9 protein-coding genes and 1 pseudogene are annotated in these 13,945 nt (G+C 59.1%); 4 read left to right on the top strand and 6 right to left on the bottom strand.

Annotation, left to right across the window (positions count from 1 at the left end):
* Nucleotides 1–401: 401 nt before the first annotated feature.
* Nucleotides 402–1,943 carry an alkaline phosphatase D family protein gene (locus F0169_RS22835; protein ID WP_152747684.1) on the top strand — a complete coding sequence of 514 codons (1,542 nt, stop codon included), beginning with the start codon at nucleotides 402–404 and terminating at the stop codon, nucleotides 1,941–1,943.
* A gap of 47 nt (nucleotides 1,944–1,990) precedes the next feature.
* Here F0169_RS22835 and F0169_RS22830 read toward each other — a convergent pair whose 3' ends face one another.
* On the bottom strand, nucleotides 1,991–4,516 hold the full coding sequence (locus F0169_RS22830) for a PepSY domain-containing protein (protein ID WP_172979528.1): 2,526 nt from the start codon (nucleotides 4,514–4,516) through the stop codon (nucleotides 1,991–1,993).
* A gap of 356 nt (nucleotides 4,517–4,872) precedes the next feature.
* Between F0169_RS22830 and F0169_RS22825 the strand changes: the two genes are divergently transcribed.
* Complete coding sequence (locus F0169_RS22825) at nucleotides 4,873–6,354, top strand: M10 family metallopeptidase C-terminal domain-containing protein (RefSeq protein ID WP_152747683.1); 1,482 nt, start codon at nucleotides 4,873–4,875, stop codon at nucleotides 6,352–6,354.
* A gap of 45 nt (nucleotides 6,355–6,399) precedes the next feature.
* Here F0169_RS22825 and F0169_RS22820 read toward each other — a convergent pair whose 3' ends face one another.
* The 5 genes from F0169_RS22820 to F0169_RS22800 all read right to left on the bottom strand — a co-directional run bounded on the left by F0169_RS22820 (nucleotide 6,400) and on the right by F0169_RS22800 (nucleotide 11,410).
* A complete protein-coding gene (locus tag F0169_RS22820) occupies nucleotides 6,400–7,563 on the bottom strand; it encodes a type III PLP-dependent enzyme (protein ID WP_058412733.1) in 1,164 nt (387 codons plus the stop codon).
* Between the two features lie 361 nt (nucleotides 7,564–7,924).
* Nucleotides 7,925–9,082 carry an osmoprotectant ABC transporter ATP-binding protein OsmV gene (locus F0169_RS22815; protein WP_053131666.1) on the bottom strand — a complete coding sequence of 386 codons (1,158 nt, stop codon included), beginning with the start codon at nucleotides 9,080–9,082 and terminating at the stop codon, nucleotides 7,925–7,927.
* Complete coding sequence (locus tag F0169_RS22810; protein WP_058412732.1) at nucleotides 9,079–9,732, bottom strand: ABC transporter permease; 654 nt, start codon at nucleotides 9,730–9,732, stop codon at nucleotides 9,079–9,081. The genes F0169_RS22815 and F0169_RS22810 overlap by 4 nt, the downstream gene beginning before the upstream one ends.
* A gap of 11 nt (nucleotides 9,733–9,743) precedes the next feature.
* Nucleotides 9,744–10,637: a glycine betaine ABC transporter substrate-binding protein gene (locus F0169_RS22805; protein WP_058412731.1), complete on the bottom strand. Its 894-nt coding sequence runs from the start codon at nucleotides 10,635–10,637 to the stop codon at nucleotides 9,744–9,746.
* A 20-nt stretch (nucleotides 10,638–10,657) separates the two neighbouring features.
* Nucleotides 10,658–11,410, bottom strand: coding sequence for an ABC transporter permease (locus tag F0169_RS22800; protein WP_152747685.1), 753 nt, complete (start codon nucleotides 11,408–11,410; stop codon nucleotides 10,658–10,660).
* A 295-nt stretch (nucleotides 11,411–11,705) separates the two neighbouring features.
* Here F0169_RS22800 and F0169_RS22795 point away from each other — a divergent pair, with 295 nt between their 5' ends.
* Together F0169_RS22795 and F0169_RS22790 are read left to right on the top strand one after the other, a co-directional pair.
* Nucleotides 11,706–13,289, top strand: a complete 1,584-nt coding sequence (locus F0169_RS22795) for a peptide chain release factor 3 (RefSeq protein ID WP_058412730.1) — start codon at nucleotides 11,706–11,708, stop codon at nucleotides 13,287–13,289.
* 593 nt (nucleotides 13,290–13,882) lie between these two features.
* Nucleotides 13,883–13,945, top strand: a pseudogene (locus F0169_RS22790) (Hcp family type VI secretion system effector); the annotation flags it as partial.

Here is a 13,945-nt window from a genome sequence, read left to right as displayed (position 1 = left end):
GTCGCGTTGGGGTGTTCTTCAGGTTGGGTGTATATCCGGTATTGGGTTTATGGCTTATATCGGTTTCGCTCTTACAGCGAGTCACTTTTGATAGAGCCGGAAGCCGGCCCAGCCAAAAGTAACCAAAACGCTCTCGCCCCACCACTCGGTGCCTCGCTTAGGCTCGGCATGCCGGCCATCGTGGTTTAACGGGGCGCTTCTCAGGTCAAAAGCAGATCTGCTTTTTGTGGGAGCGGGCTTGCTCGCGATGCAGGCACCTCGGTACATCAGCAATACCCAGTGGATGCCATCGCGAGCAAGCCCGCTCCCACAGTTGATTTGCATCGGCCTGTAATCAGTGTCACATCCGCTTCATGCGCCCGTGCTTAAGTGGCCCTTTTGATACTCAAGAGGGCAACTGCATGAGCCACTTCGACCTCGGCCGTCGCCGCGTGATGCAAGCCGTTGGCGCCGGCCTGTTGTTGCCGGGCCTGGCGCCTGCGGTGATTGCCTCGGTGAAAGACCGGCCGCAACTTACCGATGGCGTGCAGTCCGGCGATTTGCTCGGCGACCGCGCGATGATCTGGAGCCGCAGTGACCGCCCCGCGAAAATGATTGTGGAGTGGGACACCCGCAGCGTGTTCAGCAACCCGCGCAAATTCATCTCGCCGCTGGCCGACAGTCGCACCGACTTTACCGCGCGCGTCGAACTCACCGGGTTGCCCGTCGACCAAGCGATTTTCTACCGCGTGCACTTTGAAGACGCCCAGACCGGCGTCGCCAGCGAGCCGTGGTTCGGCCACCTGCGCAGCGTGCCGCAACAACGCCGCGACATTCGCTTTGTATGGAGCGGCGACACCGTCGGCCAGGGCTTCGGTATTAACCCGGACATCGGCGGCATGCGTATTTACGAAGCCATGCGCCTGCGCTTGCCGGATTTCTTTATCCACAGTGGCGACACGATCTACGCTGACGGCCCAGTGCCTGCACAACTCACCGTGGAAGACGGCCGCGTCTGGCGCAATATCACCACCGAAGCCAAAAGCAAAGTCGCCGAAACCCTCGACGAATACCGCGGCAATTATCGCTACAACTTGCTCGATGAAAACGTGCGCCGCTTTAACGCCGAGGTGCCGCAGATCTGGCAGTGGGACGACCACGAGGTGATCAACAACTGGTCGCCGAGCAAGCAACTCGATGAGCGCTACACCACCCGCGACATCAATACCTTGGTCGGCCGCGCGCGCCAGGCGTGGCTGGAATATTCACCGATGCGCCGGCAGAGCGCCGACGGCGGCGGGCGCATTTATCGCAAACTCAGTTACGGCCCGTTGCTGGATGTGTTCGTGCTCGACATGCGCAGTTATCGCGGCCCCAACGACGACAACCTGGGCGGCGAAAAACCGTTCATGGGCCGTGAGCAACTGGACTGGCTCAAGCGTGAGCTCAAGGCCTCTCAGGCGCAGTGGAAGGTCATCGCCGCCGACATGCCCATCGGCCTCGGCGTGCCCGACGGTGAAGTCAGCCCCGGCGTGCCGCGCTGGGAAGCCATCGCCAACGGCGACCCCGGCCCGGCGCAAGGCCGTGAGCTGGAAATTGCCGAATTGTTGGGTTTTTTGCGCGCGCACAAGGTGCGCAACCATGTGTGGCTGACGGCGGATGTGCACTACTGTGCGGCGCATCATTACCACCCGGACCGCGCGGCGTTTCAGGATTTCGAAGCGTTCTGGGAGTTCGTCGCGGGGCCTTTGAACGCCGGGAGTTTCGGGCCTAACCCGCTGGATAAAACCTTTGGCCCGGAAGTGGTATTCGAGAAGGCGCCCCCTGCGCAGAACACATCGCCGTTTGCCGGCTTTCAGTTTTTTGGCGAAGTACACATTGATGGGCAGACGGCCGAGTTGACCGTGACCTTGCGTGACCTGGACGGGGTCTCGGTGTTCGAGCAAACGCTGCAACCTGCCTAACATGATCGTTCCTTACGCGCAGCGTGGGAACGATCATTTGAGGTGGCTCAGTACACATCGCGGCGATAGCGGCCTTGCTCAATCAAGCGCTCCACCGCTTCGCTGCCCAGCACCTCGCGCAGCACTTGATCGACGCCCGTCGCCATCCCTTGCAAGCTGCCGCACACATAAATGGCGGCGCCGTCCGCCAGCCATCTGCGCAGCACATCCGCCGATTCGCGCAGGCGGTCCTGTACGTAGACTTTCTCGGCTTGGTCGCGGGAAAACGCCAGGTCCAGCAGCGCCAGATCACCGCTCGCCAGCCAGCCTTGAAGCTCATGCTGGCACAGGTAGTCGTGGGCAATATTGCGCTCGCCGAAGAGTAACCAGTTGCGTTGCCGGCCCTCGGCAATGCGCGCTTTGAGCAAGCTGCGCAGCCCCGCGAGGCCGGTGCCGTTGCCCAACAGTATCAGCGGCACCGGTGTTTGCGGCAGGTGGAAACCACTGTTGCTGCGCAGGCGCAAGCTGATGCCTGAACCGATGGCGGCGTGTTCGGTCAGCCAGCCGGAGCCCAGGCCCAGGCTGCCATCGGGGTGACGTTCCTGGCGCACGATCAACTGCAACACGCCGTCACTCGCGATCGAGGCGATCGAGTATTCGCGCAGGCCCAGCGGCACCAATGCGTTGACCAAAGCTTGTGCGTGCAGGCCGACCAAGTGCGCGCGGTTGTGCGGCAGTTGGCGGGCGGCGAGGGCTTGGCTGAGCGTTTGCGCCGTGCCGTCGATCAGCACGCCGTCACTGCCCTCCAGGCCCAAGCCTGCTAGGAAGTGCTCGATGGCCGCTGCGCTGTTGCGTGGCAGCACGTCCACCAGGTCGCCGGCCAACCAGCTGTGCGGCGACGGCGGTGTGAGGCTGAGCAAGTAGATGGGCGCACCGACGCTGTCGCGGTTGAGCAGGGCGCGCGCGCTCAGGGTCCAGTGTTCGAACGGTGCCGTTTGCCAAGCCGCCGCCGGGGCGTGGCCGGTGAGTTGGCCCAGTTGCTGTTGCCAGTTCAGCAAGGCTTGGTTGTCGCCGCTGTCGACTTCCACCGGGGCGAACAGCGGGTTGCCGCCCTGGTGGGTCAGCCAGAAGTGCAGGCGCCGCGCAAAGCCGCAGAAGTGTTGGTACTGGCGATCACCCAGCGCCAGTACCGCGTAGTTCAGGCCTTTGAGGGACAGGTCCTGACCGAGCACACTGCGTTCGAAACCACGGGCGCTGTCAGGCGCTTCGCCGTCGCCAAAGGTGCTGACCACAAACAGCGCATTGTGCGACTGGCGCAGCGCATCCTGGCTGATGCTAGCCAGGGGCTGCACGTTTACCGGCAGCCCGGCCGCCTGCAATTGCCCGGCAGTTTGCCACGCAATCTGCTCGGCGAAGCCGCTCTGGCTGGCAAAGCCGATCAACCACGCCGGGGCGTCGCTGTGGTTGGCACCAAGGCCTCTGCGTGCATCCCGTACCTGGCGTTTTTTGCGGCGACGGTCGAGGTACAGCAGCCAGCCGGTGATAAAGAACAGCGGCATGCACAGCGCGCTGACGGTGAGGATGATGCGCCCCGCCAGGCCGAAATAACTGCCGGTGTGCAGCGCATAAATACTCGTCAGCAGTTGCGACTTGAGGGTTTTGCTGGCGTAGCGGTCGTGGCGTTGCAGCTCGCCAGTGGCCGGGTCGAGGGTGATCTGGTTGGTGGCGCGGTCATGCGGCGATGATTTGAGCAAGTAATACACGGTAGCCGGTTGCCCGGCGACGGCCGGCATACGAATGTTGTAAGCGCTCAGTTCAGGCCCTGCGTTGCTGTAGATGCTGCTCCAGATGGCGTCGTAATTGGCCACCGGCGCCGGGCCTTCGGGTGCGGTGCCGCGCTTGCGCATGCGTTCATTGTTCGGTGCGTCGGAGAGCAGTTTGGTCAGCCCCTGGTTGTACCAATCGTAGGACCAGGACAGGCCGGTCAACGCCGCCAACAGATAGAACAGCAGGCACCAGGTGCCGAATACCGAGTGCAAATCCCAGTTGAAACTGCGGCCCTTTTTACGCCAGTCGAGTGTCAGCCAGGCACGCCAGCTCGCCACTTGGCGCGGCCAGCGCAGGTACAGGCCGGAGAGGCAGAAGAACAGCAGGATCAGCGTGCAGGCGCCGGTGATTTGCCGCCCGGTTTCGCCCATGGCGAGGAAGCGGTGCAACTGCAGCACAAAGCCGAAGAAGTCCTGCCCGACGGCGTCGCCCATGTAATCGCCGGTATACGGGTCGAAGTAGCGAATCTGTCCACGGCGCTCGCCCGGCGGCGCGCTGAAAAGCACGCGCGCGGCGTTGCCGCTGTCGCTTTCCACCCACAGCATCGCCACGCTTTTGCCTTCGGTGGCCTGCAACTTGCGCACCAGTTCGGCAGGCGGCAGCACGCCGGCTTCACGCTTTTGCACGCTGAGTACCGTGGGGTTGAGCGCCCGTAGAATTTCATCCTGAAACGACACCGCCGCCCCGGTGATCCCCATCAACGCCAACACCAGCCCGGCGGTAATGCCGAAGAACCAGTGCAACTGGAACAGGGTTTTCTTCAACACGTCTGACGGCCTCGCTGAGCGATTAGTAGGTTACGGCGCGCATTATGCCGTGGGTTATCGAGAAATATTCTGTTTTGCGCACAAACGCCCCACGCAATGGCCCGTAGGCCACGAAATCGGCGCGGCGATACTCAATTGTTTGTGAGAAGGCGCCGTTCATATCCGCAACGCTACAGCTACTGCCTATTCCTCCTACGGTCACGAACGCCGGTGAGCTACAGCAGACGTTGGCCGTATCGAATACGTTTGCGGACAACGCTGATAAGCCCGTGGCGGTACTCGTGGCACGCTCGTGCCTCGTTTCCAAAAATGGATTGCACGTTGCCCTCAAGGCACGCCAGGAGTATCTCTTTATCATGCGAATCAATCAGGCGCCGGTTTCTACCGGATATGAAATTGTTCAACGAACTCTCGAGGAAAATGAACGCGGCGGTGCAAAAAAATCTGCGTTAGGCGATCCATCGCTTACCAGTGAGCAGGTTGCAACTCGGCTTAACCGCGGCGGCAGCCGCTGGCGTGACAGCAACCGGAATGGCAAGACTGAGCTTTCGTATGAATTTACCACTGCCCCGCCACGCGGCTTCAGAGCCTTTAAGCGTATGAACAGCAATTCCGGGATCGACAAAGTCTTGCCGCTGAGCCTGTTGCACAAAGAACTTATCAACAAGGCGCATCAAGAGTATGCCGATGTTGCCAATCTGACTTTCACCGAACAAGCACGCGGCGCCAGTGAGGGGCATCTGACCTACAGAGGGTACGGCACTGGCAACAGCACCTCGACCATGATGGGCTTTGCTTACCAACCGGACCCGCGCCAACCAGAGGTACAGGGCACGGTCTGGCTACGTCTTGCAGAGCAGACGAGCGGACCGCGCAACCCGGCCAACGCTGATAGAAATGACCTGATTGCCGAAGAATGGCGCTCAACCATGATCCATGAGCTAGGGCACGGCATTGGTTTGGGTCATCCGCACGGTGAGGAAAATGAAAGGCTTGAGCCGCAGTATTATGCGGAGGATTTGAGGACTTACTCGATCATGAGCTACACCACGCCCTTTCTGAACGAGGCTGAAGAGAGTGTCAAACCCGCCAGCCTGATGATGGATGACATGCGGGCAATCCAGGCAAAATATGGTGCCAACTACGCCACGCGCAACGGTAATACCACTTACGGTTTCAACTCCAATACCGATCGTGACCAGTACAGCCTGAAAACGGCCCAGGACAAACCATTGTTCAGCGTGTGGGATGGCGGTGGCTGGGATACCCTCGATTTTTCCGAGTTCCGCCAAGATCAAACGATCAACCTCAATGCGGGCTCGTTTTCTTCAGTGGCAGGTTTGCAGGGTAACGTCGGTATCGCCCATGGTGTGACGATTGAAGAGGCCAGAGGTGGCCAAGGCAAGAATACGTTGATCGGTAATGCGGCCTTCAATGTCCTGCGGGGCGGCCGCAGCGACGACATTGTTTATGGCGGCAGTGGCGGGGCGCAGATGTGGGGCGGGGCGGGCGCCAATACCTTTGTGTTTGATGCCACGTCCAGTGGTAAGCCTAATCTGGTCATGGACTTCGTCAGCGGCAAGGACAAACTCGACCTGTCTGGCGTGAGCCGACAATCAGGTCCGCTGAACATTGTTTCCAGGCTGCCGATTGATCGCAGAAAACAACAAGACCCGAACAACCCGACGTTTATGACTAAACCGGGTGATGTGCTGGTGAACTACGACCCCAAGGTTCAGCGAACGCTTTTAAGGATGGACACCACGGGGGATGGCAGGCTGGACCTGCAGATTTTTGTCACCGGCAAAGTAGATGTCCGCAAGGATATTTTTGTATAAAAAAAAGCCCATGACACGTCATGGGCTTTTTGCTGGCGGTGCTGCTTACACGTAGAACGACTTCAGCGGCGGAAAGCCGTTGAACTCAACCGCGCTGTAGCTGGTGGTGTAGGCACCGGTCGACAACCAGTACATACGGTCACCAATTGCCAGGTTCAGCGGCAGGCCGTATTTGTAGTTTTCGTACATGATGTCGGCGCTGTCGCAGGTTGGGCCGGCGATCACCACTTCTTCCATCTCGCCTTTTTTCTCGGTCCAGATCGGGAACTTGATGGCTTCGTCCATGGTTTCGATCAGGCCCGAGAACTTGCCCACATCCGTGTACACCCAGCGCTCGACGGCGGTGCGCGATTTGCGCGCAACCAGCACCACTTCGCTGACCAGGATGCCGGCGTTGGCGATCAACGAGCGGCCGGGTTCCAGGATGATTTCCGGCAGGTCATCGCCGAAGTCTTCCTTGAGGAAGCGGATGATTTCTTCGGCGTAGGTTTCCAGGCTGTTGGTGCGGGTGATGTAGTTGGCCGGGAAACCACCGCCCATGTTGATCAGTTTCAGCTGAATGCCGTCTTCTTCTTTCAAACGTTCGAAGATCACTTTGACCTTGGCGATGGCGGCGTCCCATACGCTGATGTCGCGCTGTTGCGAACCGACGTGGAACGAGATGCCATAAGGCACCAGGCCGAGGTCACGCGCCAGAATCAGCAGGTCCATGGCCATGTCGGTCTGGCAGCCGAATTTGCGCGACAAAGGCCAGTCAGCCGTGGTCGAGCCTTCGGTGAGGATGCGCACGTAGACTTTCGAGCCCGGCGCGGCCTTGGCAATGTTGCGCAGGTCGGCTTCGGAGTCGGTAGAGAACAGGCGCACGCCTTTATCGAAGAAGTAGCGAATGTCTTTGGATTTCTTGATGGTGTTGCCGTAGCTGATACGGTCGGGGCTGACGCCACGGTCCATGACCTTGTCCAGCTCGTAGATCGAGGCGATGTCGAAGCTCGAGCCTTTGTCTTTGAGCAGGTCGATGATCTCGACGGCCGGGTTGGCCTTGACGGCGTAATAGACTTTGGCAAATTCGAAACCGGCGCGCAGGTCATCGTAGGCCTGGCTGATCATCGCGGTGTCGATCACCACGAACGGGGTTTCCTGTTTGTCGGCGAACGCCTTCATTTTGTCAAAGGTGGCGCGCGCGAAATAATCTTCGACGTTGATCGACATGCTGGGAACTCCTAAGGGCAAACTGGTTTGATCAATGGGTGCAAATGAACGTCCTCCGTATCCCCACTTTGGTTCGCCTACTTCCCAAGGCATGTCGCCGAAAGCAAAAAAGGCCATGGGAGTAACCGCTCCCTTGGCCTTGCTGTCTCGTCGTCAGTACTTGAGCCGGATGGATCGTTTCCAGCATGGACGTTCGGCGCGAACTTTAGGACGTGAGAGACCATAGATCAACTAAAAATGTCGCGTTTTTGCACGCGTTCGTCGCGCAGCGACGTTCAGCTACTTATGTAACCGACAGGTATGACGAATTGATGTTCCCCGAATGGGTTAAATCCACGCTATTTCGCTGACACACCAGGGATCAAGCCAGAGCTGTTTCGGCTGGCGAAACAATGCTGGTCTTGCCGCCACGCGATTTACCCGAACTCAAGTACTCGGCAATCGACTCTTGAGTCACTTCACCGAGGAACACGCGTTCGGCATCCATCACCGGCAGCCAAGAGCGGTTGAACTCGTACATGCGCGACAGCAGGATGCGCAAGTGTTCGTCGTACGCCGCGGTGGCATTGAACTCGCGCAAGTACTGGCCGCAGGTGCCGGTTTGACGGTGCAGGTCGCGACGTCGTACATAGCCCAGTGCCTTGTTCTCGGCGCAGGTCACCACCACGTAACGGCGGTCGGTTTCGTCCATTAATTCCAGTGCCTCTGCCACCGGGGTTTCCGGGCTCACCGACGGTGCGTTGTCCGCTGCGTCCTCGGCTTTCACCAGCAGCAGGCGCTTGAGGGTGCTGTCCTGGCCGACAAAGTTGCTGACGAATTCGTCAGCCGGGTGCGCCAGCAGCGTGTCTGGGTGGTCGATCTGCAGCAGCTTGCCGGCGCGGAAGATCGCGATCTTGTCGCCCAGCTTGATGGCTTCGTCGATGTCGTGGCTGACCATGATCACGGTCTTGTTCAGCGCGCGCTGCATCTCGAAGAACTCGTTCTGGATCATCTCGCGGTTGATCGGGTCGACCGCGCCGAACGGCTCGTCCATCAGCAGCAACGGCGCATCCGCCGCCAGCGCGCGAATCACGCCGATACGTTGCTGCTGGCCGCCCGACAGTTCACGCGGGTAGCGATGCAGGTACTGCTTGGGCTCCAGCTTGATCATGCTCATCAACTCACGGGCGCGGTCGTGGCATTTCTGTTTGTCCCAGCCCAACAGCTTGGGCACGACCACGATGTTTTCTTCGATGGTCATGTTCGGGAACAGGCCGATTTGCTGGATCACGTAGCCGATGTTGCGACGCAGGGTCACTTCGTCGAGGTCGGTGGTGTCTTCGCCGTTGATCAAAATCTTGCCCGAGGTGGGCTTGATCAGGCGGTTGATCATTTTCAGCGTGGTGCTCTTGCCGCAGCCCGACGGGCCGAGGAATACGCAAATCTCGCCTTCGTTGACGGTCAGGCTTACGTCGTTCACGGCAGACACTGTTTTGCCGTTGCTTTGAAAAGTCTTGGTCAGGTTTTGAAGTTCGATCATTTGAGCAGTCCTTTTGGAGTCAGCGAGCGTTGCAGCCATTGCAAAAGCAGGTCGGCGAAGATGGCCAGAAGACTGACCAGTACGGCGCCGACAACCAGCATCGACATGTCGCTACGGCTGATGGAAGCCAGAATCAGTACACCCAGGCCACCGGCGCCGATGGTGGCGGCGATGGTCATCACGCCAATGTTCATCACCACGGCGGTGCGCACACCGGCGAGGATCACCGGCACCGCGATGGGCAATTCGACCATGCGCAAGCGCTGGGCGAAGGTCATGCCGATGCCTTTGGCGGCTTCGCGAATGCCCGGTTCCACGCCGGTCAGGGCCAGGTAAGTGTTACGCATGATCGGCAGCAGGGAGTAGAGGAACACCGCAGTAATAGCCGGCATTGGCCCCAGGCCCTGGCCGAATTTGGAGTAGAACGGCAGCAGCAGGCCGAACAGCGCAATCGACGGTACGGTGAGCAGCACCGTGGCGCTGGCTTGCAAGGGCCCCGCGAGCGTCGGGAAGCGCGTCATCAACACACCCAGCGGCACGCCAATAAAGATCGCCAGCAGCACCGCGATGCCGACCAAGGTAATGTGCTGCAAGGTCAGATGCAGGACTTGTGCCCAGTCAAGATGGGAAAAGGCGTTTAAAAATTCCATGTCTTCTCCTCTTAGTTGATCGGGTGTTGGCGCAGGAAATCGGCGGCAACAGCGGACGGGCTTTCATGGTCGACGTCGACCCGCGCGTTCAGTTGGCGCATGGTTGCGTCGTCGAACAGCGCGGCCAGCGGCGCAAGGTCGGCGGCCAGTTGTGGGTGAGCATCCAGGTACACCTGACGCACCACGGGGGCCGCGGTGTAGTCCGGGAAGTAATGCTTGTCGTCTTCCAGCAGCTTCAATTTGAAGGCGTTCAGGCGACCGTCGGTGGTGTAGACCAAACCGGCAAATACCTGGCCATTACGCAGCGCGGTGTAGACCAGGCCGGCGTCCATCTGGCGCGTGTTTTCGCGCGTCAGGTTCATGCCGTACAGCTTGACCATGCCGCCCATGCCGTCGGAACGGTTGGCGAACTCGGTGTCCAGGGCGACCAGGCGTGTGCCTTTGGTTTTTTCGGCCAGGGCTTGGGTCAGGTCGCTCATGGTGTTGATCTGCGGGAATTCCTTGGCCACATTTTCCGGCAACGCTAACGCGTAGGTGTTGCTGAATTTCGACGGCGACAGCCAGACCAGGCCTTTTTTCGCGTCGAGTTCTTTCACTCGTGCGTAGGACTGTTGGCTGTCGAGCTTCTCGTCGACGTGGTTGTAGGCGACCAGCGAGACGCCGGTGTATTCCCAGATCAGGTCCAGTTGCCCGCTTTCCTGGGCACTGCGCGCCAGGTTACTGCCCAGGCCACCGGTTACTTGGGTGTCATAGCCCTTGGTGCGCAGGTACTGGGAGGTGATTTCGGCGAGCAGGGTTTGTTCGGTGAACACCCGGGCGCCGATGCGAATGACGGGTTTTTCTGCGGCTTGCGCAAAACCTGCAAACAGCAGGACGCAGCTCAGTATCAGTGTCAGTTTTTTCATATCAATTCCTTTGCCGAGCCTTAAGACGGACGCAACCCGCGTTCCAGCCAGAGGCGGCTGGCCATGGTCACCAGACCGTCAAGCAGCAATGCCAGCAACGCGGTGCACGCGGCGCCGAGTAGCAATTGCGGCTGATTGTTCAAGGCGATGCCGGGGAAGATCAGGCTGCCCAGGCTGTTGGCACCAATCAGGAACGCCAGCGGTGCGGTGCCCACGTTGATCGCCAGGGCCACGCGTACGCCGCCGATGATGATCGGCACGGCGTTGGGCAATTCCACGCGAAACAGCACTTGGCGCGGCGTCATGCCGATGCCGGTGGCGGCTTCTTTCAGTGAACCCTGTACGTTTTTCAGGCCTTCGTAAGTGTTACGCACGATGGGCAGGAGGGAGGCGAGGAACAGCGCGAAGATGGCCGGGCCACTGCCGATGCCGAGGACGCCAAGGGCGATGGCCAGTACGGCCAGGGGCGGGACGGTGTTGCCGATGTTGAAGATCTGCATGAAGCGTTCTGCGCGCCCGACCATGTTCGGTCGGCTGAGCAGGATACCGGCGGGGATGCCCACAATCAGGGCGGCCAGCATGGAGACCAGGACGAGAATCAGATGAGCTTGCAGGTAAAACAACAAATCGTCGCGGTACAGTTCGATCGTGTTGATGCCGATCCAGTGGACCAGCAGGGCCAGGAGAGCGACGACAACCGCTCCTCCTATCAGCCCTTTGCCATAGCGAATAGCCACAGGCGGACTCCTTTTTTCTTTTGTCGGCGACCACATTTCCGAGCGGCAATGCCATTCCTGGCTGTCGGCGAATGTAGTCGCGAAAAGCAGCTTGCCAATGCCGGTAAGACGGCATGAGGTCAAGCCATGAGCGCAGCCTCGTCAGGCTAACTTGCTGATTTATCAGCCCCTGTTCCGAGTGCGGTAGCAGGGGAGTGGACGTCTCTACCTTTTAAAAGGTTCCACAGTTGGCAGCATTTAGCCACCCCCAATGGGCTGAACGGTGGTCTGGCCCCTGGGGTTTGCGCTATACTCGCCGCCCTTTTTTGACTCACCTGCCAGGCGATTTCCCATGACCCACCAGGCCGCCGAAGTCGCGAAACGCCGCACTTTCGCCATTATTTCCCACCCCGATGCCGGTAAAACCACCATCACCGAGAAGCTCCTGCTGATGGGCAAGGCAATCGCGGTGGCCGGCACGGTGAAATCCCGCAAGTCCGACCGCCATGCCACCTCCGACTGGATGGAAATGGAAAAACAACGGGGTATTTCGATTACTACCTCGGTCATGCAGTTTCCGTATCGCGACCACATGGTCAACCTGCTCGACACCCCGGGTCACGAAGACTTTTCCGAAGATACTTATCGCACCTTGACCGCAGTCGACTCGGCGCTGATGGTGCTTGACGGCGGTAAAGGCGTTGAGCCGCGTACCATCGCGCTGATGGACGTGTGCCGTCTGCGTGACACGCCGATCGTCAGCTTCATCAACAAACTCGACCGCGACATTCGCGACCCGATCGAATTGCTGGATGAAATCGAAGCCGTTTTGAAGATCAAGGCGGCACCGATCACCTGGCCGATCGGTTGCTACCGCGACTTCAAGGGCGTGTACCACCTGGCCGACGACTACATCATTGTCTACACCGCCGGCCATGGCCACGAACGCACCGATGTAAAAATCATCGAGAAGCTCGACTCCGACGAAGCCCGCGCCCATTTGGGTGACGAGTACGACCGGTTTGTCGACCAGTTGGAACTGGTGCAGGGCGCCTGCCATGCGTTCAACCAGCAGGAATTTCTCGACGGCCAACTGACCCCGGTGTTCTTCGGTACGGCCTTGGGCAACTTCGGTGTCGACCACGTGCTCGACGCCGTGGTGAACTGGGCGCCGAAGCCTCTTGCGCGCGTGGCCAACGAGCGCACCGTGGAACCGGTCGAAGAAAAATTCACCGGCTTCGTGTTCAAGATCCAGGCGAACATGGACCCCAAACACCGCGACCGTATCGCCTTCATGCGCATCTGCTCCGGCAAATACGACAAAGGCATGAAGATGCGCCATGTGCGCACCGGCAAGGATGTGCGCATCGGCGACGCCCTGACGTTCTTCTCCTCCGAGCGTGAACAGCTTGAAGAAGCGTTTGCCGGCGACATCATCGGTTTGCACAACCACGGCACCATCCAGATCGGCGACACCTTCACCGAAGGCGAAACGCTGGGCTTTACCGGTATCCCGCACTTCGCCCCGGAACTGTTCCGCCGCGTACGCCTGCGTGACCCGCTCAAGTCCAAACAACTGCGCCAAGGCCTGCAGCAGCTCGCGGAGGAGGGCGCCACCCAAGTGTTCTTCCCGGAGCGCAGCAACGACATCATCCTCGGCGCCGTCGGTGTGCTGCAGTTCGACGTGGTCGCCAGCCGCCTGAAAGAGGAATACAAGGTTGAGTGCTCGTATGAGCCGATTACCGTGTACTCCGCGCGCTGGATCGATTGCAGCGACAAAAAGAAGTTGGAGGAATTCTCCAATAAGGCTGTGGAAAACCTGGCGATCGACGGCGGTGGTCACCTGACCTACCTGGCCCCGACACGGGTTAACCTGGCGTTGATGGAAGAGCGCTGGCCGGATGTGAAATTCCGTGCGACGCGCGAACACCATTAAGGTCTGAGCGGCACAACGAAGGGCGAAGCTGTGATGGCTTCGCCCTTTTTTATTGAGCGAGAGTGATGTTTAACGCTTTCATTTGCATTAACACGCGTGCTGCACTTGCGGTGTTAATGGGAAGTAGAGCTTCTTAAATTTGGAAATAAAAGATTTATTAATTATGTGTCGTAATGTTTCATAAGTTCGATGGCTTGAGCGACAAGCTGCATTGTTCGTGCGTGAATATCTTGGTGCTGACTGATCTGCAAACATCGCTTATGCTCACCCTCTTAGTTAAAGGCATGATCAGCAAGTCAGGCAACTAGTTGCGCAGTGGTCTGTGGAAAAACCTGTGGATAGATCCCTGCAGGCTTGATACATAAAGGCGCATAGGCGAGTGCGCAGGAAGTTGCGCACCACTGCGCAAGAAGTTGCTCAACATTCACGGCTTTCTCTACGCAACTTGTCAGCACATACCGCTAACACGTCCACGGCACCCCCGGTTTATATACGAAATAATTAACGTGGCACGGTATTTGATACGTGCTTAGTTACCCACCGGGCGATTTCGCCTCCCGGGCATTCTTATTTATCCAGCAAGGAGCATCTCCATGGCTACGCCAGCGTATATGTCCATCACGGGCACCAAACAAGGCCTGATCACCGCCGGTGCT

This window comes from Pseudomonas kitaguniensis, assembly GCF_009296165.1.
In the GTDB taxonomy this organism is placed as follows: Bacteria; Pseudomonadota; Gammaproteobacteria; order Pseudomonadales; family Pseudomonadaceae; genus Aquipseudomonas; species Aquipseudomonas kitaguniensis.
The sequence above is the reverse complement of the archived record's forward strand: the minus strand, read 5'-3'. Positions and strand labels throughout refer to the sequence as shown.

Coding starts and splice junctions, on each gene's coding strand:
- F0169_RS22835 (WP_152747684.1), top strand. CDS start 402: ATGAGCCACTTCGACCTCGGCCGTCGCCGCGTGATGCAAGCCGTTGGC.
- F0169_RS22825 (WP_152747683.1), top strand. CDS start 4,873: ATGCGAATCAATCAGGCGCCGGTTTCTACCGGATATGAAATTGTTCAA.
- F0169_RS22820 (WP_058412733.1), bottom strand. CDS start 7,563: ATGTCGATCAACGTCGAAGATTATTTCGCGCGCGCCACCTTTGACAAA.
- F0169_RS22815 (WP_053131666.1), bottom strand. CDS start 9,082: ATGATCGAACTTCAAAACCTGACCAAGACTTTTCAAAGCAACGGCAAA.
- F0169_RS22810 (WP_058412732.1), bottom strand. CDS start 9,732: ATGGAATTTTTAAACGCCTTTTCCCATCTTGACTGGGCACAAGTCCTG.
- F0169_RS22805 (WP_058412731.1), bottom strand. CDS start 10,637: ATGAAAAAACTGACACTGATACTGAGCTGCGTCCTGCTGTTTGCAGGT.
- F0169_RS22800 (WP_152747685.1), bottom strand. CDS start 11,410: ATGTGGTCGCCGACAAAAGAAAAAAGGAGTCCGCCTGTGGCTATTCGC.
- F0169_RS22795 (WP_058412730.1), top strand. CDS start 11,706: ATGACCCACCAGGCCGCCGAAGTCGCGAAACGCCGCACTTTCGCCATT.